This window comes from Kaistella antarctica, assembly GCF_900109615.1.
Classification (GTDB): domain Bacteria; phylum Bacteroidota; class Bacteroidia; order Flavobacteriales; family Weeksellaceae; genus Kaistella; species Kaistella antarctica.
The window spans coordinates 490,749-511,831 of record NZ_FOIX01000003.1 but is presented as its reverse complement, the minus strand read 5'-3'; the positions used below and the strand labels follow the sequence as shown (position 1 = coordinate 511,831).

Below are 21,083 nucleotides of genomic sequence, written 5' to 3'. Positions count from 1 at the left end.
TATCTTAACGGAAGAGTACTAATCGTCGCTAAACACTAATAACGACCTAAATTTATTATCTTTGCACCATTGAAATTTTAGAAATAATGAAGAACAGTAAAAAACTTGCTATTGATTTTGACGGAACTATCGTTGATGATGGATATCCTGGAATTGGAAAAACAAAAACTTTTGCTTTTGAAACCCTTAAAAAACTGCAGGCAGAAGGCTACAGATTAATTTTGTGGACGTACCGACATGGAAAAACTTTGGATGAAGCAGTAGAGTTTTGTAAAAAAAATGGCGTTGAGTTTTATGCGGTGAATTCTAGTTTTGAAGGAGAAGTTTTCGATAATGAAAACGCGTCTCGAAAAATTGATGCTGATCTCTTTATTGATGACCGAAACCTTGGCGGATTCCCAGGTTGGGGAGAAATTTATAATATCATCAATGATCGAATAGAATTTCGCGTTGAAGGAAAGGAGGTTTTGGCTTATTCTAAAATGAAAAAAGATAAAAAGAAAGGATTATTCTGGTAACAATTTATCCGCAATTTTTAAATCTTTCCTCTAACTCTTAAGACTCTTTACTACATTGATACAATTAAAAACAATAGAAGAACTTCGCTTAATGCGAGAAAGCGCACAATTGGTTTCGAAGACTTTGGGCATGTTGGCCAGGGAAATAAAACCCGGCGTAACTACTTTACACCTTGACAATTTAGGTGGACAGTTTATTCGCGATCATGGCGGTGAACCTGCTTTTTTAGGAATGTATGGCTTTCCAAAAAACCTTTGCATTTCTCCAAATGCTGAAGTAGTTCACGGAATTCCGAATGATAAACCTTTGGTAGAAGGTGATATTTTATCAGTCGATTGTGGCGTTTTTATGAATGGATTTTATGGCGATCACGCGTATTCATTTGAAGTTGGTGAAGTTACACCAGAAGTTAAAAAATTATTAAAAATCACCAAAGAATCTCTTTATAAAGGAATCGAGCAATGTGTTCGCGGAAAGAGAGTAGGAGATATCTCAAATGCCATTCAAACCTATTGCGAAGCTCACGGCTACGGAGTTGTTCGTGAATTGGTCGGTCACGGTTTAGGTCGGAAAATGCATGAAGATCCACAAGTTCCCAATTATGGTAAAAAAGGAAGTGGTAAGGTTTTAAAAGATGGAATCGCTTTGGCAATCGAACCGATGGTGAATTTAGGGACTGAAAAAGTGAAATTTCACGATGATGGCTGGACAGTGACTTCCCTTGATATGTCACCATCAGCACACTTTGAACATGATGTTTGTATCATTGCTGGAAAACCGGTTTTACTTTCAACTTTTAAGTATATCTACGAAGCGCTGGGAATTGTCAGTGACGAAGAAAAACCATTTACTTTGGATTTTTAATGAAAAAAATTACCAAATTTCTTTTAAACAAAATACCAAGACCTTTGCTTATCAATTTAAGCATATTTCTAAGACCTATCATTTATCTATTTTTTAAAGGAACTAAATTTTCCGATCCTATTGATGGAAAATCCTATCGAAAATTTCTTCCCTATGGTTATGGAAAACAACGCGAGAATGCACTTTCTCCAGGAACTTTAAGTTTGGAGCGCCATCGTCAAATGTGGCTGTTTCTTCAAAATGAAACCGACTTTTTTACCAAAAATTATAGAGTTCTTCATATCGCGCCAGAGCAGGAATTTCTGCGTAGATTCAAAAAAATGAAGAATCTGGATTATACTTCTGCAGATTTATATTCACCGATTGTCGATGTAAAAGCAGACATTCTAGATTTGCCTTTTGAAAATGAAAGTTTTGATGTTGTCTTTTGCAATCATGTTTTAGAACACATCGAGGACGATCAAAAGGCGATGAGCGAATTATATCGGGTTATGAGAAAAGATGGTTGGGGAATCTTTCAAGTTCCAATGAAGAATTCTTTAGAGAAATCTTTTGAAGATTTTTCTATCAAGGATCCTAAAGAAAGACAAAAACATTTCGGGCAATACGATCACGTTCGCTGGTACGGAATGGATTATTTCGATCGGTTAAAAAAAGCTGGATTTGTAGTCGATATTAATTTTTATTCAAAGAAATTCAGCAAAGAGGAGATTGCTCGTTTTGGCTTGATGGAAAATGAAATTCTACCAGTCGTTGCCAAGAAATAAAAGTATCATCTGAATGAAAAAGAAATATTTCATCCATCTTGTAAAGTCGATTCCTTTGTTGCCGATTATTTATTTTCAGGGAAAGAGAATTAAAAAAGAGATTCAGTTTTTACCTGAAGCAAAAGATCCCGAAGGTTTTTTTCGTAGCAATTTTGATAAAACTTTAAAAGTCCTATTTATTGGGGAGAGTTCCTTTGGCGGAGTTGGATCCGATTTTCATAAAAACAGTTTTGCTGGATATTTTTCTAGAGAATTAAGTGCTGCATTTCACTTCAATGTCGACTGGAAAGTTTATGCAAAAACGGGTTATAACGTAGAAAAAGTTCATCAAACAATAATTCCTAAAATTGTAGAAAATGAATGTGATTTATTGGTGATTGGAATTGGTGCAAATGATTCTTTTGAATTCACGCAGCCAAAAAAATGGCTGGAAAACATTCAAGTATTAATCGACTCTTTAAGAAAGAAATTTCCAGAAACTCCAATCTCGTTTGCGCAGTTGCCGACAATCGAAGCGTTTCCCGCGCTTACAAAAGAGATGCAATTTGTTTTAGGAAATCATAAAGATCTTCTTGCACAATATCTTTACATCCAAACTTCAAAAAATAAAAACATCTATTTTCCGACTAACAAAGTTAATATTAAAGAATGGTTGAAACAATTAAATGACGATCAAACGATTGCAGATTTTTTCAGTGATGGCGTTCATCCGTCAGAGCTTACTTATAAGATATGGGCTAAGGAAAGTGTAGAATTTTTATTAGACTCCAAATTAAAATTTTCTTAATCCTTCGATAGATTTTCCAGGGCTTTCAACATATCGATTCCTTTTCCTAAGACTGGTTTAAATAAATCTCCATTCTTTTTAATTCGTTCCAAAGCATTATGAATATTGAAGTCAGTCGGCTTCAAACCAGCTTGCAGTTCCTCCCATAAAATTGGCATTGAGACTGGTGCTAAAGGTTTCGGGCGGATACTATAAACACTTGCTAAAGTCTGTCCTGTACGGTTTTGCAGATAATCTAGATAAATTTTTGCTTTATCGCGTTTTTTTAAACTTCGTTCCAAAGTGGTTAATTCAGGTAATTTCTGCTGGACTTTCTGCATTAGAAGATGGGCAAAATTCTTCACTTGTTCCACCTCATAATCTTCTCCCATCGGAATAAAAATATGAACTCCAGAACTTCCAGAAGTTTTGCAAAAACCTTTAATTTTTGTTTGATCCAAAATATCTTTTACACACAACGCAGTTTCTATCACGTCATCGAAAGTGTTTTTATCCGATGGATCTAAATCTAAAGCTAACCAAGTCGGTTTCGTCAAATCTTTTACTGTAGAATTCCAGGGATTCAAATCGATACAACCTAAATTGTTGAGGTAAGCCAAATCATCAGCGGTATTGCAGATTAGATATTCGATATCTTTTTCATTAGATTCAGAAAAAACGGATACTTTCTCAATCCAATCTGGAGCATCGCTTCCAGCATCTTTATGATAAAAACTTAAACCATCAATTCCATTAGGAAAACGATTTAAAGATTGCGGACGTTTTTTTAAATGTGGCAGAATATATTTAGCCACTGATTGATAATATTGGACAACTTCACCTTTGGTAATCCCGCTTTCAGGAAAATATATTTTATCTTGATTGGTGAGTTTAACCGTTTTATTTACGGTTTTGGTTTTAGTTTTCAAAGGTTCTTCTTTCCGATTTTTCAAAGAAGAATTATCATCAATTTTTTCACTTTCTTCTTCCAATAAATCTTCTTTTTCTTTATCAGTGCGAAGTCCCATAAAAACAGGATGACGGAAAATTCCATCTTTCGTTTTTTCGGTATATTTAATTTCACAAACCAACTCTGGCTTCATCCAGGTTGCAGATCCATTGGTTTTTGGGACTTTGTCAAACGGAGAATTTTTGACAATTAAAGGCTTGAATTGTTCATACAAAGACTCTAATGTTTTATCAGAAAACCCAGTTCCAGCATGTCCGCAAAATTCCAGGTGACCGTCGATAAAAGTTCCTAAAATAATCGCACCGAAATTTTTTCGACCTCCGTTTGGTTCGGTAAAACCACAAATCAAAACATCTTCTGTATTTTGAAATTTAATTTTCAACCAATCCGACGATCGAACGCCTTCAGAATAAATGCTGTCAGCCTTTTTTGCAATCATTCCTTCTAATTCCATTTTTTTAATCTGATCAAAAAAATCAATCCCTTTTTCTGGAATATGTTCGCAATATTTTGCCACATCATTTTCGACCAAAGCTTCCTTCAATAATTCTTTGCGTTGAAGTAAAGTTAAATTTTCAGTCGAATGTCCGTTCAGCCAAAGCAAATCAAAGACTTGATAAGTCATCGCCAAATTTGGGTTTTCGCCTATTTTTTGCAAAGATTGAAAGTCGGGTTTTCCATTGCTGTCGTAAGCGACGATTTCACCATCCAAAACCATCTGGTGATTTTGATCGTCGAGGGCATCAACAATTTTCGAAAATTTATCGAAGTAGGAGAGTCCATTTCGAGAGTAAAGTTGAATGTCTTCTTCTCGCAAATCAGCGATGGCGCGGTAACCATCCCATTTAATTTCAAAAATCCATTCTTCATTATCAAAAGGTTTTTCACTGCTTTGAGCCAACATCGGTTTGATATAATCTTTCAATTTTTTCTCGCCACTAAGCGCTGGCGCGTAGTTTCGAAACGTTTGAGATTCTTTAACTGGAGATTTTACTTTTTTTTTACTGGGACGATTCTCCTCTCGAACTGTTACTTTAGATTTTTTAGGAACATGTTCTTCGGAATCGTATTCATCTAGGGCAAATTGATCTTTATGTTTGATGAGCAACCAGGCATTTCCGTCTTTTGGATTTTTAATTTTAACTAAAGCAAATTCACCTTTTAACTTTTTGCCATGAAGAATAAACTTGAGCGATTCTTTGTGAAGCTCATGTCTCATCACTAAATCATTCGATTTACCTTCTACTTTTTCCAAAGGTTCGTACGTTCCGGAATCCCAAATTTCAACTTCGCCACCGCCGTAATTTCCTTCTGGAATCGTTCCTTCAAAATCTTTATAAGAATACGGATGATCTTCCGTCATCATTGCCAAACGCTTATCTTTAGGATTAAGCGAAGGACCTTTCGGAACCGCCCAACTTTTCAAAACTCCATCCATTTCTAATCTGAAATCATAATGCAGTCGAGAAGCAGAATGACGCTGAATCACAAATTTTAATTTGCCGTCATTTTTTTGCAGTTCACCTTCTGGCTCAGGGGTTTCCTCAAACTTTCGTTTTTTGTTATACTCTTCTAAAGGCATGATTAGGAAACTTTTTTAGTTTTTTTGGAACCTTCTAAACTGGCTTTTAATTGAGCCATCAAATCAACAACCTTTCCGCTGTCCTCTTTGGTATCTTCTACCTTTTTTACCTTTTTGCCTTTTGCCTTTCTTTTAATAATCTTCAATAAATCGGCAGAATACGTATCTGTGAAAGTGCTCGGATCAAATTTTTCTGAAGTCTGCTCAATTAAGGAAACAGCCATTTTCATTTCACCAGGTTTGGGCGTTTTCTTGGTCGGAATCTTTAAATCATCATAAACCCGAATCTGCTTAGCAAACCGCAAACGGTTAACAATTAGAACATGATCGTCATACGGTCGGATCATTCCGAATATTTCTTTATCTCGCATCACAAACGTACCAATACCAGCCATTTTTGTTTTCTGCAGCGCTTTTAATAATAAGTTGTAAGCATTCTCAGCATTTTTCTGAGGTTCCAAAAAGTAGGGAACTTCAAAATAAACGGAATCAATTTCGGCTTCTTTTACAAAGTGTTCGATAGAAAAGACTTTGGTTTTTTCGGGACTTGCGGCGGCATAATCATCAGCATCTAAAATAACATATTTGTCATCCATTAAATATCCTTTAACGATGTTTTCCCATTTCACTTCTTTGCCTGATTTCTCATTAACTCTTTTGAATTTAATATTGGAAAAATCACTTTTATCCAGCATATCTAAATCGAGTTTGCTATCCTCGACGGCAGAATACATTTTTACGGGAATATTAACCAATCCAAATCCTATCGCTCCGTTCCAAATTGACTTCATAATTTATTATTTAAGGTTTATCAATAATGAAATAATTATGCCTTTAAAAAAAATCAGATATTTAGTTGTGGAACTGCGTCATTTTAAATTACACAATCAAAACAACACCCACGAAAATTCCTTAACTTTGCCCTTACTTTAAAATTAAAATACATTGAGCGATCATAAAGCAGGCTTCGTAAATATAGTTGGAAAACCCAACGCAGGTAAATCAACACTTCTTAATCAACTGATGGGCGAGAAGCTCGCGATTGTTACCCAAAAAGCGCAAACTACCAGGCATCGTATTTTCGGGATTTATAACGAAGACGATTTACAGATTGTCTTTTCAGATACGCCAGGCGTGCTGGATCCAAAATATGGTCTTCAGGAAAGAATGATGGATTTTGTTAAGGATTCTTTGCAAGATGCCGACGTTTTTCTTTTCATTATTGATATCACCGATCGCGCAGAGCACAGTGAGTTTTTAGTTGAGAAATTAAATAAGATTCCAGTTCCTGTTCTGATTTTGATTAATAAAATTGATGCTTCTAACCAGGCTGATTTGGAAAAAATGATGGAATTCTGGCACGAACAAATTCCAAAAGCAGAGATTCTTCCGATTTCCGCCCTAACTGGATTTAATACCGAAGTGATTTTACCCAAATTAAAATCAATGCTACCTATAAATCCGCCATATTACGACAAAGATCAATATACGGATAAACCAGAACGCTTCTTCGTCAATGAGACGATTCGCGAAAAAATCCTTTTAAATTATGATAAGGAAATTCCATATTCGGTAGAAGTGGTGACCGAGCAATTTAAAGAAACTGATGGCATGCTCTTCATTGATTCCGTGATTTATGTTGAACGCGATACGCAGAAAGGGATTATCATTGGTCATAAAGGTGACGCCATTAAAAAAGTAGGAACGGAAGCAAGAATTGATTTAGAAAAATTCTTTTCGAAGAAAATACATATAAAACTTTTTGTTAAAGTTAAAAAAGATTGGCGTAAGAATGATCGGGATTTAAAAAATTTCGGTTATTGATCGATGCTAAGATGAAAATTTTGTATTTTAGAGGTTTTTGTTAATTCCCTAATCTATTTATTTAAATGAATTACTTTTCTTCAACCAAAGACAATCCTACAGTTAACAATATAATTATGTTGTTGGTGCGAGTTTTTGTCGGTATCGCAATGATTATTCTACACGGCCTGCCGAAATTAGAAAAATACATGGCGGGTGGTGAAATTAAGTTCTATGATTTTTTAGGAATGGGTGCAGGCGCCACTTTGATACTTGCGATTTTATTAGAATTGATTGGTGCCTTTTTAATTATGATTGGCCTATTCACCCGAGCGGCCGCCTTAGTTCTAATGGTGGTGATGTTTATCGCAGCCTTCGGCGCTCATTATGGAGATCCATTTAGTGTGAAAGAGAGTAGCCTTTTATTTCTTTCGATTTTTGCTTTGATATTTACTTTTGGACCCAGAAATTTTTCAATAGACAGTATGATTTCGAAACGAAGAGAATCACGCTGGTAAATAAAATCAACTTAAAATAACCATCAATTACACAAGCTGTTTTTGGTGGTTTTTTTATTTAAATTTCCTACTTGCTAGAAACATTAATTTTCGATACTTTTGAAAAAAGAGTATACATGAAAAAAAGACTGACTGCTATTGCATTACTTTTCGTAGTTTTTGCAAGTGCTCAAGAAAGCATTACGTACCAAAAACCATCCTCTGAGATTATGCAGCTGGCAGATTTCGAACGAGCGCCTTCGGTTATTATGGACAGCAAAAGAGAGCAAATGATTTTCTCTTATCGAGATACCTATAAATCATTAGATGATCTGAATCAAGATGAAATGAAATTGGCAGGATTACGAGTAAATCCCGTCACCAACATTGCGAGTACGATGACTTACGTTAATAATTTAAAGACCCGTAAGTTAAAAGATAAATCAGAAGTTCAGGTAAAAGGCTTACCTGCAAATGCAAGAATCGCTTATCTTGGATTTTCTCCCGACGAAAAGAAACTGGCTTTTACTAATACAACCAAAAATTCAGTTGAATTATGGATCTTGGATCTTGGTTCAAATACCGCAAAAAAGATTTCAAATCAACCACTGAATGCCAACTTAGGAAGTCCTTACGTTTGGATGGCCGATTCTCAGAATTTATTGATCAAACAGATTCCTTCTAACAGAAGTGCTTTGATTGATGAGAAACAAAATCTGCCAACTGGTCCAACGGTTTCTAACTCAGACGGCCAGGTTTCTCAAAATAGAACCTATCAGGATTTGCTTAAGAATCCACAGGATGAAGCCAACTTTGAAACGTTAGCAAAATCTGAATTGGTCAAAATCTCCGTTAATGGAGATCAGCAAAAATTCAAGGGTGATGCCATCTACACCTCAATGAACTATTCGCCAGACGGCAATTATTTGATGTTAACGACAATTGAAAAACCGTATTCATACATTGTTCCTTTAAATAGATTTCCAATGAATTCTATGGTCTATGACAAGAATGGAAATTTAGTAAAAACAGTTAACGAAAGTCCACTTAATGAAATTATGCCAAAAGGTTTTTCATCGGTGAGAGAGGGAAAAAGAAACATGAGTTGGAGAGCTGATCAGCCGGCAACTTTGGTTTACGCCGAAGCTTTAGATGGAGGAGATCAAGCAAAAAAAGTGGCTTATCGTGATGAATTGTTTGTTTGGGAGGCACCATTTAATGCAGCACCAAAATCATTCTTTAAGACTCAACAAAGATATAGCGGAATCGATTGGTCCAATGGAAATGTCGCGATTGTTTCTGATAGTTGGTATGACACCAGAAATTCAAAATCCTATTTAATTAATTTAAAAGATAATTCTTCCAAAATTATTAATGATCGGAATTATCAGGATGTGTATAGCAATCCTGGGAATTTTGCCGAAAATAAAAATCAATACGGAAGAAATGTAATTGACATTAAAAACGGAAAAGCGCATCTTATAGGTGCCGGTTTTACAAAAGACGGACAGTTTCCTTTCATTGACGAGTTAGATTTAGGATCGATGAAAAAGAATAGACTTTACACGTCTAAATTAAAAAATTCTAAAGAAAGTATCGTCGATATCTTAGATGCGAAAACTGGACAGGTTTTGGTGGTTGAACAATCGCCAAGTCAATATCCAAACTACTTTGTAAGAAATATTAAAAACGGAAAAGCAACTGCGGTAACCAATTTTGCTAATCCTTTTGAAAGCATTAAAGATGTATACAAAGAAGTCATTACTTATAAGAGGAGCGATGGAGTAGAACTGACCGGAACATTATATTTACCTGCAAATTACGATCGTAAAAATCATAAAGAAAAATTACCTTTACTAATTTGGGCTTATCCAAGAGAGTTTGTTAATAAAGATACAGCGGGACAAAACACCCAGAATCCAAATGATTTTACGTTCCCGAGCTATGGTTCATTTATTTATTGGGTGACCAAAGGTTATGCAGTTTTAGATGACGCTGCGTTCCCGATTATCGGTGAAGGAAAAGCACAACCCAATGACACTTTTATCACGCAATTGGTAGCCAATGGCAAAGCGGCTATCGACGCAGTCGATAAATTAGGATACATCGACAGAACGAAAGTTGCCGTTGGTGGACACTCTTATGGAGCGTTTATGACAGCGAATCTATTGACCCATTCCAACGATTATGCGTGTGGAATTGCAAGAAGCGGCGCCTATAACAGAACATTGACACCATTTGGTTTCCAGAGTGAGCAAAGAAATTATTGGGATGTTCCGGACATCTATAACACAATGTCACCATTTATGACTGCTGATAAAATGAAAACACCATTGTTATTAATTCATGGTGAAGCAGATAATAATCCGGGAACATTTACTTTGCAAACGGAAAGATATTTCCAAGCTTTGAAAAATTTAGGAGCTCCAGTGAGAATGGTTCTTTTACCAAAAGAATCTCATGGTTATGCAGCCAAAGAAAGTATTTTGCACACGTTATGGGAACAAGATCAGTTCTTAGAAAAATGTTTAAAAAACAAGTAATATTTAAAAGAGTCTTCCAAATTGGGAGGCTTTTTTTTATTTAAATTAAAGTGAAATATTTTTAAAATACCGTGTAAACACCAGCTGATTTCCGACCTAATAATTTTAATTTTATCGGTGAAACCTAAAAACCTTTACCCATGGAAATTTTTAAATCTAAAAACGGCGTGAGTGTTCGCGCTTACAAAGGAGATGCAATCACGCTTTTAGCTTTTGACGTGACGAACAAACTGGCTAGCAACCTGGCTGGTTTTACTATTTTTTTTCGATGCAAACAGAAGAACGATGTGGGACAGTTTCTTTACAATAGATTAACCTTTAATCCGGATTTTATAAGTGAAAATCAAATTCCCTTAAACGATAAAAATTCTACTTTGTATTCGCCGATACAGAAATTTAATTGGGTTCACGTTCCCAATACAGATATCAGTACGCGTCAGGCAGTATTCGGAGATTACGTCTATACCATTACGCCAAGACACATTGTGGACGGAAAACTACTTCCGCTAGATCCTGACTTATCGGTGGAAATTGAAATTCCTGTCAAACCTTTCGAAGAGAAAAGCGCTTCGGTAGGATTTACGAGAGGTTTCGTTTCTTCGGTGGCGTATGCGACCCGATTTAGCCGGAAAAATAATGCGGTAAGACCTAAAAAAAATGATTCCCTGACATTCGATAATAAACAGATTGCCGACACCGCTAAAAGGTGGAGTACTACGAAAAGAAAATATGAACAAGTTGCTTATACCTTCGAAGAGCAACATGAATGGTTAGGATGGCAGGCGAGAAATAGAATCCTGGAATTTCTGGACGAGACGATCCAGGATAAAAAATTAAGTCTGAAGGTTTTTGCTTTTGATTTAAATGAACCTGAAATTTGTAAAAAATTACTGCAGTTGGCTAAAGAGAATCGGCTGTTGATGATTTTAGATGATTCGAAAGGGCATTCCGAAAGTGACGCTTGGGAAAGTGTTTTTGAAACAGAATATTTAAAAATCGGTGATCCTCAAAAATTAAAAAGAGGTCACTTCAGCGCCTTGGCTCACTGTAAAGTAATGATTCAGCTAAAAAATGGCGTTGCACAAAAAGTACTCACAGGATCTGCGAATTTCTCCACTAATGGTTTGTACGTCAATAGCAATCATGTAATCATTTTTAAAAATAGCAAAGTTGCCAAACTGTATTCAGATATTTTTGATGAATCTTTTGGAGCTGAGAAAATGAAAAATTTTAAGAGCAGTGCAATGGCAGCTGTAGACCATGAGATTTTAAAAAGTACCAGTTCGCCAAAAATGACAGTTACTTTTGCACCGCATAAAAAAGAAGATGCAGAGCGAATTTTCACCAGAATCAGGGAGAAAATTGAAAAGAGCGATACCACAGATTTACTATTTGCCCTTATGAATGATCGCAGTGCAGGCAGCATTTTAAGTTCTGTGCGAAAGCAGATCAGCAATGAAAACGTTTTCAGTTACGGAATTACCGATACGATTGGCAAAAACGATAGTGATTTCGGCATCTTCCTTTATAAGCCAAATTCTAAAAAAGGAATAAGAGTCGCCGCGCGCGGAATCGAAAATAATTTACCCGAACCTTTTGGAACAGTTCCCGGAATCGATGGTTATGCGATTCATCACAAATTTATTGTAGTTAATTTCAAAGGGAAAAATCCGGTAGTGTATTGTGGCAGCAGTAATTTGGCTTTTGGACCTGAACAAAAAAATGGAGATAATCTGTTAGAAATTTTTGACAAACATATCGTGACTGCATTTGCAATCGAAGCCTTAAGACTGGTAGATCATTTCCATTGGAGAAATACAAAACTAAACAACTTAGATCACTTATATCTGGATAACCTTCAAAACCATAAAAAGTGGTTTGATTCGTGGATGACCGAGGGTGATTTGAAATGCAGACAACGAAAACTGTATATTAGAAAGTAATTTTGCCGCAAGAGGGAAAGTCTTACCTCGAATCACAAAACATAATCCAATTTAACATAATATAAATTATAGGCCTTTTTGTGATTTTGTGGATTAACGGAATCAATCGTAAACACTTAATTTTTGCAATACTGTATTCCGACCCTCATTCAATTTAAATTCGTACAGCCGATTCTCAACGTTTAGGTTTTAGAATAAAAAAATCCTAAATTTTCTACTCTGCATATTTGATGGGATTTTCAGGAAAAGTATTTTTTAAGGAGATAATCTGCCCGTTTCTGGAAAGTTTACATTCGGCAGGTTTATTTTTAAATATTTTAAATGTTATTAGTATTGGCTCAGCTCCATTATTTTCATTTAATTTTCGGAAAGCAGCTAGAATTTCATTTGCCTCAAAATAATAATCAATGCCATATTTGTCTGTATTTCCAAATCTTACGTGAAATGTTTTTGGGATGTTTTCATTAACATTTAAATTTTCTTCTTCTACATCATAAATTTGTTGCTCAGCAAATGAATAAGCATTAGCGTTCATTAAATGATCGCCGGCTTCTAAATCTGTCGTCAAAATCCAATGATATTTGTTTTGAAGCAAATCTGAAAAATCATTAATACTATCAAGTCCTTCAAAATCTTTGTATTTTTCGCCCAGACTTTCTTTATAAATCAACTGTTCCAGATCTCCTGTTGTTTCTTTTGCCTGGTAAGAAGCAATTTTAATGGAAGGAAAATCTTCCTGATCTATTTTCAAAACCATTTTTCCTTTTGGTAAAATCTCAAGCGATAATTTGGTAAGATTGGCAACTTTGCTTTCCGCGTTTCTGATCAGATCGTACGGAATTTTTGTTTGTAAATGATAGAATTTTCTTTCATCCACAGAGAAATATTTCAAATTTATTGAATCTGGTAATAGTTCCTCATATGTTGGAAAATAAATTGATTCCCGGCTTTCAGAACTTGTCAAATCCCTTGAGTCTGAATCAATGGTTCTGGTCGAGTGATTAAAATTATTATAAAAAATACCATCGATTACTTTAATAATGTTAGTATTCTTAGATGCTGCGTTTTCAGAAAAACTTCTAATTTCAGCAGTCCATGAAACTTTTTCATTTTCCTTATTCTTAACTTTCGTTATAAAATAAAGCATAATGAGTATTGCTAAAATGCCCGTCAGCAAAATGTTGACGATATTTAAAATTTTATTTTTCATATCGATTTAATGTTGATAGGCTTTTGCTAAGGCCCCTAAAAACCAAAAGACTGAAAAACCAATGATAGAAGCTATAATGAGAAAGATGGTGAAATATTTAAAAGTCTTATTGTAAGGCTCCCCGACCAAGGACAGTTTCAAAATAATAGCGATGATGGGTATGGTGAAGAATGAAATCACCATCAGTAAATCTTCATCGCCAGCAGAAAAAAGATTAAGATAATCCACATAAATAAACACCATCACTTGAATGCAGAAAAGTAGGAAAATTGTTATAAATGGATTGTTTTTAATCATTATTTATTAAAACTACACAAAAATAGGTATTCGTCAAAATTAAATGTATTAATTCTCTGTAGTTAGATTTAATACTGCGTTAAAGTACTTTTCTTATTTAACATAATATATTACTTCCAAAATAATTATCGTAATTTTAAGGATCAAAAATTTAACTTTATAAAATATGAAAAAGATTATTCTATCTGCACTTGTAATGTCGCTGACCATGATAAGCTGTGAGAAAAAAACAACGGATTTGGTAACAAGCGATGATTCTTTAGATTCAATGATAGTGGTACCAGAAACCAATGAGCCAATTGAATCTTCTTCTTTGCAAACGTGCTATATGCAGGCCACTGGGAAAGATTCCGTTTTTGTGTCGTTAGAAGATAACTTAGGAACTATTATCGGAAAAATGCGCTACAAAAATTTTGAAAAAGACAGTTCTGTTGGAGATTTGGTCGGAAGTCAAAATGGGGATACTTTGAAATTAATGTATACTTTTGAAGCGGAAGGAACAACTTCTGAGCGTGAAATCTATTTCTTAAGAAAAGGTTCAGATATCATCGAGGGAATTGGTGAGCACACCACTGAGGGAATCAAATCTAAGTACGAAAATTCGGCAAAACTTAAATACGAAGGTCATATCTTAACCCAAGTTGACTGTACTGATTTTGAAAAAAAATTCAAAACAAAGTAAGTCGGTCCTTTATCAATAAAATTGAATACCAGCGATAGAGATAAAATTTCACTAAATATTTCCTTAAAATCTTTAATTATCCTAAATTAGAACAAACAAAAAAATATGTCATATTATCCACTGAACTCTATTCCAGATTATTTCGGAATTGACAGTTTACTTACTGAGGAACACTTACTTATACGCCAGTCTGTTCGTGATTGGGTAGAGAGTTTTGTGATGCCGAAAATTGATGAAGCCGCTCAAAATCATACTGATATCCCTGACTTAATGAAAGAACTAGGAAAAATCGGCGCGCTCGGTCCTTATATTTCTGAAGAATATGGCGGTTCTGGCTTGGATCAAATTTCTTACGGAATCATTATGCAGGAACTAGAAAGAGGCGATTCCGCTGTTCGTTCCGCAGCGTCTGTACAGAGTTCTTTAGTCATGTTTCCAATTAATGAATATGGTTCTGAAGAGCAAAAGAAGAAATTCCTTCCTCAATTAGCAAGTGGTAATATAATCGGAGCTTTTGGGTTAACTGAGCCTAATCATGGTTCTGATCCTAGCTCTATGGAAACTTATTTCGTCGACAAAGGCGATCATTATTTATTGAATGGCGCAAAAATGTGGATTACGAATGCTCCGGTTTGCGACATCGCCGTAGTATGGGGGAAAAACGAAGAGGGAAAAGTTCAAGGTTTAATTGTTGAAAGAGCTTTCGATGGTTTTACCACTCCAACAACTCATAATAAATGGTCACTTCGTGCCTCTAAAACTGGTGAATTAGTTTTTGATAACGTGAAAGTTCCGAAAGAAAATCTATTGCCAAAAGTGACTGGATTGAAAGGTCCGTTATCTTGTTTAAATTCTGCGCGCTATGGAATTTCATGGGGCGTAATTGGAGCTGCGATCGATTGTTATTGTACCGCGGTTCAATACGCAAAGGAAAGATCACAGTTCGGAAAACCGATCGCTTCATTTCAATTACAACAGAAAAAATTAGCCGAATTTTTAACGGAAATCACCAAAGCACAATTGCTATGTCTTCAGTTAGGAAATTTAAAAAATGATCATAAAGCAACTCCAGCTCAGATTTCAATGGCGAAACGAAACAACGTCAAGATGGCGATTGAAATTGCCAGAGAATCCAGACAAATTCTTGGAGGCATGGGCATTATGGGAGAATTCCCGATGATGCGACACGCTGCAAATCTCGAATCAGTCATTACTTATGAAGGAACGCATGATATTCATTTGCTGATTACCGGCATGGATATTACAGGAATTAATGCTTTCGGATAAGAAAATTTAAACCTTCAAGATTTTAAAACTTGAAGGTTTTTTTTACCACGTTTGTTTCACTTCTTCAACAAAATCGCTGGCTGGATTCAAAATTTCAGCAATGACGTTTTTAACCCAATTCATCGGACTTACCAAGGATTGATTGGAAATTTCTTCCTCACCATAAATCTGCAAATTCTGAACGCCTTTGTTTGCTTCTGCAAAACTCCAAATTCCGCATTCTATAAAGTTGTCAGGGTATTTATTATCATTTAAAACGGCATAGGCGTACACACATAACTGCATCGCCTGTTTAAAATCATCTCTGAAAAATAACTGCTCCAATTTTTCTGCCTGTTCCTCTTTTTTTGCTTCTTTAATTAAAAGGTTTTTCGTCTTCGCCGTTTTATAATCGATGATTCTCAACTTTCCATTGAGTCGGTCAATTCGGTCGATGAATCCGTAGAAGGAAACTTTATCCGTTTTTCCTTCGTCTAAATAATAATCAACATTCTCAAAATTCCCTTCAACGCTTAAGATTTCTAAGGTATTTCCGTCCGCAATTAATTTCTTATCAAATTCTAGAATAGTGCGCACTACCCTTTCCGCAATTGATTTATGAATGTAGTTCATTCCTTTTTCATAGAAATCAGTTTGATGATTCAATTTAATAATCGCCTGACTCATTACTTCAACCAATTGTTGATTTGAAAACTCTAAATCATTAACCGATAACTTTTTACCCAAATGCTTCTCATAGATAATTTGAAGTGCATAATGAACCAGATTCCCATAACTTCTCTGGGAAAGTTCCTCTTCCATTTCGCTGGTTTCTCTCGTTCCCAAAATTTTTGTCAGATAAAAATCAACCGGATTATAAATGAAAGAAGTAAGATGAGACGGCGAAACTCTCTTTTTCCACTCTTCTAACTTTTGCAGGACAGAAGACGATTTTTCAATTTGAATGACTTGTTTATTAATTGGTTCCGAGGAATTTTCAATAATGATATGTTCAATTTGATGATGTTTATCTTCGATTTCAATTTGAGTGATAAATCTGCTTTTTTCACCCGTATTAACTCCAGAACTTAAAGCATTAAAAAGCAAATGAACATTTTGGGAATCCTGTAAAAGACGATAAAAATGATAAGCATAAATACTGTCATTTTCTAAAAAAGTATGCAAATGAAAATGTTGACGAACATCAAACGGTAGATAGGTGTTTTGCGAATTTCCAAGCGGAAGCTTTCCTTCGTTCGTTGAAAGTAGAATGATATTTTCAAAGTTTAACAATCGTGTTTCCAAAAGTCCCATAACCTGCAAACCTTGCAACGGTTCCCCTTGAAAATCAATCGTTTCAGAACTGACTAGTTGATTAATCAATACCTCCAGCGTTTCCATTTTTATTTCAAATGAATACGGAGAAAGTTGATTTTTAATAATTTTAAAACTCTTCTCAAAGTGAGAGATATTTTCGTATAGAATATCATCTAACTCTCTGAATTTTAATTGATAACAGAAAGAAATTAACTCATCAATGAATTGATTAACCGAAGTTGGCTTTTCAAATAAATTAAAATAAGAAAGGTCTGAAAGAAAATCTTTGAACTGCTTCTTTGAAATGTAGACAATATTTCTCTGTTCAATTTTTGCTTTAAAATCTAAAATGATTTGCTGATCAATCTCTTCATTTGGAAGTTCTTCTAGAACCGATAAAACATCATTATAATAATAAGAAGAATCTTTTTTCTCTAATTGTTTTTGCAAATAGAAAAGTTGCTTCATCGCATTACTAAAACCGAGATTCTTCAACGGAAATCCCATCGTAATATTCAAATGTTCTACACTACTCATCGCATCTAGACACGTGGGAAGTAGATTTTCATCTAACAAAACAACCGCGGTTTTTGATAAGTCTTCATCATTTATCTCATTGAAAATTTCAGGTAACACTTTCGCTTGCGTTATATTCCCGGAAACTTCATAGACTTTGATGTTCTTCGATTGAGCAAAATCATTTTCAATCCAGTTGAAATTTCGGGTTTCAGTAAACTCCTTCCAGGTTTTAATGATGCGCAAAAACTTACCAGCTTCTTGTCTTTCATCATTAATATAATATTCATCAGCTTGGAAAAAACATTGCGCTTTGTCCCACTGCATTAAGTTTCGAACTAGTTTTTCTTCCACTGGCGTAAAGGCATTGAATCCACAAAACACAAATTTTCCGTCTGTATTTTGAGCATAATCCGCAATTTTATTCTTCGCAGATTCATGAATCATTCCTGATGTTGCCCAGTTTTTTTCATTTAACTTTTGCTTTAATAAAGGTAGAAACAAATTCATTCTCTGCCAGAAATTAAGGAACTTTCTTAATGATCCATTTTCGCGAACTTCTAAATTCTCCGACCAGTTTTTAATTTGCTCGTCATCAAACATATATTCTAAGACCGCTTTGTCGGAATCAGAAAATTTCAAAATATCATCCCAGTCTTTTAATATTGTTGGAAACCATTTCAAAAAATTAGCGAAATCTTCTGACTGCTGAATTTCCCGATATACGTCAAAAGAATAAAGCCACAAGGCAATCCCTTGAACTGGTTGCTTGTCTGCGATATCTTTAATCAAGTCCTCTATCGTGAAAAAGTTCGGCAACATCCCCGAATATTGCTTTTCTTTTAATATTCTCTTAATAAAGACAATGGGCCTTTTACCAGGAAGAATAATATTAAAAGTCGAAAGATCCGAATCTTGCGTTAAAAGTGCAGTTATAATTTTATTTAAAAATTTCATGGATTTTTTCTTAATTGATGACGATGGTCTAAAGGAAATTTAGAAATTGAAAGTAAGGAAAATTTAATAAAAAAGCATCAAGAAAATTTGAATTCTTGATGCTATTATAATAATGTATTTTCAGTTAACAGTTAAGAACTTATTTCACTGTAACCGTTTTTTCAATCCAGTTATTTTCTCCCGCCGCGTTTTTACCATTCCAGAATTTGAAGAGATAATCTCCTGGAGTCTGCGGCTGAAAATTAATTTGAGATGCCCGAGTAACTTCTTCACCACAGTCTGTAGCAGTAGTGAATTTGAAAGAACTCACCGACCGGGTAAGTTGGTCCGTATAAATATAATCATACCCATAAAAACCTTCGCATTTCGTATTGAAATTAGAAAATGTTTTAATGGTTTGTATGCTGTAAACCGCCATAGTGTCCTGTGGGATTTTCACACTGTCAATCTTAACTCGATCGACACTTTGAACCAAATCTTCTTCATTACGATCGTTACAATTCATCAGCGTAACTACCATTAGAAGAGATAAACTAAACTTTATAAGATTTTTCATAACGCAAAAAATTTAAGAAAGATGAATGTGAATTGAAATTTTAACTAACAGTTAAAATTTCCTTTAGATAAATATACTACTTTTTTAGTATCAAAAAACTCTCCTTTAAAATGTTCTTTTAGCGGGAATAATTCAGCTTTTAAACCAGACAGTTCTTCCCCTAAATCACCACCTTTTAAATAAAGAACGCCATTATGTTTGGCATTAATTTGTTCTTTCAAAAATTTACCTCTTAACCAGCGCAAAAAAACGGGCATTTGAGTAACTGCTCGACTCACCACAAAATGGAACTGATCTTTTACCGTTTCTGCTCTTCCATGAATTGCGATGATGTTTTCTAAACTAATCCCCATTGAAACTTCGTTAACCACAGTGATCTTTTTACCAATCGAATCAACCAACGTAAATTGAACTTCTGGAAATAAAATAGCCAAAGGAATTCCAGGAAAACCTCCACCTGTACCAATATCTAGAACTCTGGTATTCGGTGCAAACTCCATCACCTTGGCAATTCCTAACGAATGCAAAATGTGTTTTTCATAAAGAGAATCCATATCTTTTCTAGAAATGACGTTGATTTTTTCATTCCATTCCTGGTATAATGCTTCAAGGTCAGCAAACTGTTTTTTTTGTTTTTCGGAAAGATTAGGAAAGTACTTCTCTATTAATTCTACAGACATTTTATATGAAATTTTTTACAAAAATAAACAAAGCATTTCACAATAATTTGGTTTGTGAGTTCAAACTAAAAATTTATCTTTGATTCACTTAAAAATAGATATGGATAGATTTTCAGACCGGCTGAATCGAATGAGTTTCTCACAAACTTTTGTAATGAGCAACAAAGTGCGAGAAATGAAAGCTGAAGGAATTGATGTCATCAGTTTAACACTAGGTGAACCTGATTTTGATGTTCCGGCAAATATTAAAGAAGCAGCTTTTGCAGCAATTAATAATAATTTTAGCCACTACTCGCCTGTTCCAGGATTTTTAGATTTAAGAGAAGCCATTTGCGGAAAATTAAAAAGAGATAATAATTTAAACTATAACGCTTCACAAATTTGTGTGTCAAATGGTGCCAAACAAGCGATTCTCAACGTGCTCGCTTCCATTATTAATGATGGTGATGAAGTAATACTGCCCGCACCCTATTGGGTGAGTTATGATGAAATGGTAAAAATGATGGGCGGAAGCTCCGTAATTGTAGACACTTCTATCGAAACCGAATTTAAAATTACAGCAGAACAGCTGGAAAAAGCGATCACTCCGAAAACAAAAGCATTGCTCTACAGTTCTCCCTGCAATCCATCGGGAAGTTATTATACCTATGAAGAATTAGAGAGTATCGCGAATGTGATTGCAAAATACCCACAAATAACGATTATTTCCGATGAGATTTATGAATTTATTAATTACGATGGTAAACACACTTCAATTGCTGAATTTCAACAGGTATACGAACAAACTGCGGTGATCAACGGAATGTCAAAAGCGTTTGCAATGACCGGCTGGAGAATCGGTTATTCGGCTTGTCCGACTTGGTTGGCAAAGGCCTGTGAAAAAATTCAGGGACAAATGACAAGCGGTGCAAATTCAATGGCTCAAAAAGCGTCTATTACTGCATTAAAGACCGATCCAAGTGAATATCGTTTTATGATTGATGAATTTAAAAAACGCAGAGATCTGGTTTTCTCCTTGATAAAAAATATTCCCGGTTTCAAAGTCAATTATCCCAAAGCAGCCTTTTACTTTTTCCCGGATATTTCGTTTTATATTGGTAAAACTTTAAATGGAACTTATATTAAAGATGCTGATTATTTTGCGATGTTTTTGCTTGAAAATGCTCACGTTGGAACGGTTGGCGGCGTTTCATTTGGTAATGCTAACTGTATTCGGTTTTCTTATGCCGCGTCTGAAAAAGATCTTACAGAAGCAATGAACAGAATTCATGAGTTTTTAGATCACGTAGAAATTACCTAAAATATATCCATAAAAAAAAACCGGTTTGAAATTTTCAAACCGGTTTTT

General features: G+C 34.9%; 18 protein-coding genes. 11 read left to right on the top strand and 7 right to left on the bottom strand.

Going from position 1 to position 21,083, the window contains the following annotated elements; translation table 11 throughout:
- Window positions 1-86: 86 nt before the first annotated feature.
- From BMX49_RS10925 to BMX49_RS10910, 4 genes are read left to right on the top strand one after another with little or no spacing between them, the layout of a single operon-like run.
- Window positions 87-518, top strand: coding sequence for a BT0820 family HAD-type phosphatase (locus BMX49_RS10925; protein WP_034720701.1), 432 nt, complete (start codon window positions 87-89; stop codon window positions 516-518).
- A gap of 55 nt (window positions 519-573) precedes the next feature.
- Window positions 574-1,383: a type I methionyl aminopeptidase gene (gene map / locus BMX49_RS10920; RefSeq protein ID WP_034720700.1), complete on the top strand. Its 810-nt coding sequence runs from the start codon at window positions 574-576 to the stop codon at window positions 1,381-1,383.
- A complete protein-coding gene (locus tag BMX49_RS10915) occupies window positions 1,383-2,150 on the top strand; it encodes a class I SAM-dependent methyltransferase (RefSeq protein WP_034720699.1) in 768 nt (255 codons plus the stop codon). Before map ends, BMX49_RS10915 begins: the two co-directional genes overlap by 1 nt.
- Window positions 2,151-2,163: 13 nt before the next feature.
- Window positions 2,164-2,937, top strand: coding sequence for an SGNH/GDSL hydrolase family protein (locus BMX49_RS10910; protein WP_034720697.1), 774 nt, complete (start codon window positions 2,164-2,166; stop codon window positions 2,935-2,937).
- Here the strand turns inward: BMX49_RS10910 and ligD are convergent.
- Both ligD and ku read right to left on the bottom strand, forming a co-directional pair.
- Entirely contained in the window at window positions 2,934-5,468 is a 2,535-nt protein-coding gene (gene ligD / locus BMX49_RS10905) for a DNA ligase D (RefSeq protein ID WP_034720695.1), read from the bottom strand. The genes BMX49_RS10910 and ligD overlap by 4 nt on opposite strands.
- Before the next feature lie 2 nt (window positions 5,469-5,470).
- Window positions 5,471-6,259, bottom strand: a complete 789-nt coding sequence (gene ku / locus BMX49_RS10900; RefSeq protein ID WP_034720693.1) for a non-homologous end joining protein Ku — start codon at window positions 6,257-6,259, stop codon at window positions 5,471-5,473.
- 154 nt (window positions 6,260-6,413) lie between these two features.
- On the opposite strand from ku, the gene era reads away from it, so the two are divergent.
- The 4 genes from era to BMX49_RS10880 all read left to right on the top strand — a co-directional run bounded on the left by era (window position 6,414) and on the right by BMX49_RS10880 (window position 12,254).
- Window positions 6,414-7,292 (top strand): GTPase Era, encoded by an 879-nt coding sequence (gene era / locus BMX49_RS10895; RefSeq protein ID WP_034720690.1) that lies wholly within the window; start codon window positions 6,414-6,416, stop codon window positions 7,290-7,292.
- Between the two features lie 65 nt (window positions 7,293-7,357).
- Window positions 7,358-7,789, top strand: a complete 432-nt coding sequence (locus BMX49_RS10890; RefSeq protein ID WP_034720687.1) for a DoxX family protein — start codon at window positions 7,358-7,360, stop codon at window positions 7,787-7,789.
- A 116-nt stretch (window positions 7,790-7,905) separates the two neighbouring features.
- Window positions 7,906-10,311: an alpha/beta hydrolase family protein gene (locus BMX49_RS10885; RefSeq protein ID WP_034720686.1), complete on the top strand. Its 2,406-nt coding sequence runs from the start codon at window positions 7,906-7,908 to the stop codon at window positions 10,309-10,311.
- 140 nt (window positions 10,312-10,451) lie between these two features.
- Complete coding sequence (locus BMX49_RS10880; protein WP_051803838.1) at window positions 10,452-12,254, top strand: phospholipase D-like domain-containing protein; 1,803 nt, start codon at window positions 10,452-10,454, stop codon at window positions 12,252-12,254.
- Window positions 12,255-12,468: 214 nt separating this feature from the next.
- Here the strand turns inward: BMX49_RS10880 and BMX49_RS10875 are convergent, their stop codons facing one another.
- Both BMX49_RS10875 and BMX49_RS10870 read right to left on the bottom strand, forming a co-directional pair.
- Window positions 12,469-13,464 (bottom strand): hypothetical protein, encoded by a 996-nt coding sequence (locus BMX49_RS10875; RefSeq protein WP_034720685.1) that lies wholly within the window; start codon window positions 13,462-13,464, stop codon window positions 12,469-12,471.
- Between the two features lie 6 nt (window positions 13,465-13,470).
- The gene (locus BMX49_RS10870; RefSeq protein WP_034720684.1) at window positions 13,471-13,761 is read right to left on the bottom strand and encodes a hypothetical protein; all 291 of its coding nucleotides are present in this window, start codon (window positions 13,759-13,761) and stop codon (window positions 13,471-13,473) included.
- 166 nt (window positions 13,762-13,927) lie between these two features.
- Here BMX49_RS10870 and BMX49_RS10865 point away from each other — a divergent pair, with 166 nt between their 5' ends.
- Window positions 13,928-14,443: a hypothetical protein gene (locus BMX49_RS10865; RefSeq protein ID WP_034720681.1), complete on the top strand. Its 516-nt coding sequence runs from the start codon at window positions 13,928-13,930 to the stop codon at window positions 14,441-14,443.
- A gap of 105 nt (window positions 14,444-14,548) precedes the next feature.
- Window positions 14,549-15,730, top strand: a complete 1,182-nt coding sequence (locus tag BMX49_RS10860; protein WP_034720678.1) for an acyl-CoA dehydrogenase family protein — start codon at window positions 14,549-14,551, stop codon at window positions 15,728-15,730.
- A 42-nt stretch (window positions 15,731-15,772) separates the two neighbouring features.
- On the opposite strand, the gene BMX49_RS10855 is transcribed toward BMX49_RS10860, so the two are convergent.
- The 3 genes from BMX49_RS10855 to rsmG all read right to left on the bottom strand — a co-directional run bounded on the left by BMX49_RS10855 (window position 15,773) and on the right by rsmG (window position 19,735).
- Window positions 15,773-18,499, bottom strand: coding sequence for a PD-(D/E)XK nuclease family protein (locus BMX49_RS10855; protein ID WP_034720676.1), 2,727 nt, complete (start codon window positions 18,497-18,499; stop codon window positions 15,773-15,775).
- Window positions 18,500-18,638: 139 nt separating this feature from the next.
- On the bottom strand, window positions 18,639-19,055 hold the full coding sequence (locus tag BMX49_RS10850; protein ID WP_034720673.1) for a hypothetical protein: 417 nt from the start codon (window positions 19,053-19,055) through the stop codon (window positions 18,639-18,641).
- Between the two features lie 44 nt (window positions 19,056-19,099).
- A complete protein-coding gene (rsmG, locus tag BMX49_RS10845; protein ID WP_034720671.1) occupies window positions 19,100-19,735 on the bottom strand; it encodes a 16S rRNA (guanine(527)-N(7))-methyltransferase RsmG in 636 nt (211 codons plus the stop codon).
- Between the two features lie 100 nt (window positions 19,736-19,835).
- Between rsmG and BMX49_RS10840 the strand changes: the two genes are divergently transcribed.
- Window positions 19,836-21,035 carry a pyridoxal phosphate-dependent aminotransferase gene (locus BMX49_RS10840; RefSeq protein WP_034720670.1) on the top strand — a complete coding sequence of 400 codons (1,200 nt, stop codon included), beginning with the start codon at window positions 19,836-19,838 and terminating at the stop codon, window positions 21,033-21,035.
- Window positions 21,036-21,083 lie beyond the last annotated feature (48 nt).

What these genes read in the sequence shown, in the direction of transcription:
- BMX49_RS10925 (WP_034720701.1), top strand. Translation starts at nt 87, where the DNA reads ATGAAGAACAGTAAAAAACTTGCTATTGATTTTGACGGAACTATCGTT.
- BMX49_RS10915 (WP_034720699.1), top strand. Translation starts at nt 1,383, where the DNA reads ATGAAAAAAATTACCAAATTTCTTTTAAACAAAATACCAAGACCTTTG.
- BMX49_RS10910 (WP_034720697.1), top strand. Translation starts at nt 2,164, where the DNA reads ATGAAAAAGAAATATTTCATCCATCTTGTAAAGTCGATTCCTTTGTTG.
- ligD (WP_034720695.1), bottom strand. Translation starts at nt 5,468, where the DNA reads ATGCCTTTAGAAGAGTATAACAAAAAACGAAAGTTTGAGGAAACCCCT.
- ku (WP_034720693.1), bottom strand. Translation starts at nt 6,259, where the DNA reads ATGAAGTCAATTTGGAACGGAGCGATAGGATTTGGATTGGTTAATATT.
- BMX49_RS10890 (WP_034720687.1), top strand. Translation starts at nt 7,358, where the DNA reads ATGAATTACTTTTCTTCAACCAAAGACAATCCTACAGTTAACAATATA.
- BMX49_RS10885 (WP_034720686.1), top strand. Translation starts at nt 7,906, where the DNA reads ATGAAAAAAAGACTGACTGCTATTGCATTACTTTTCGTAGTTTTTGCA.
- BMX49_RS10880 (WP_051803838.1), top strand. Translation starts at nt 10,452, where the DNA reads ATGGAAATTTTTAAATCTAAAAACGGCGTGAGTGTTCGCGCTTACAAA.
- BMX49_RS10875 (WP_034720685.1), bottom strand. Translation starts at nt 13,464, where the DNA reads ATGAAAAATAAAATTTTAAATATCGTCAACATTTTGCTGACGGGCATT.
- BMX49_RS10870 (WP_034720684.1), bottom strand. Translation starts at nt 13,761, where the DNA reads ATGATTAAAAACAATCCATTTATAACAATTTTCCTACTTTTCTGCATT.
- BMX49_RS10865 (WP_034720681.1), top strand. Translation starts at nt 13,928, where the DNA reads ATGAAAAAGATTATTCTATCTGCACTTGTAATGTCGCTGACCATGATA.
- BMX49_RS10860 (WP_034720678.1), top strand. Translation starts at nt 14,549, where the DNA reads ATGTCATATTATCCACTGAACTCTATTCCAGATTATTTCGGAATTGAC.
- BMX49_RS10855 (WP_034720676.1), bottom strand. Translation starts at nt 18,499, where the DNA reads ATGAAATTTTTAAATAAAATTATAACTGCACTTTTAACGCAAGATTCG.
- BMX49_RS10850 (WP_034720673.1), bottom strand. Translation starts at nt 19,055, where the DNA reads ATGAAAAATCTTATAAAGTTTAGTTTATCTCTTCTAATGGTAGTTACG.
- rsmG (WP_034720671.1), bottom strand. Translation starts at nt 19,735, where the DNA reads ATGTCTGTAGAATTAATAGAGAAGTACTTTCCTAATCTTTCCGAAAAA.
- BMX49_RS10840 (WP_034720670.1), top strand. Translation starts at nt 19,836, where the DNA reads ATGGATAGATTTTCAGACCGGCTGAATCGAATGAGTTTCTCACAAACT.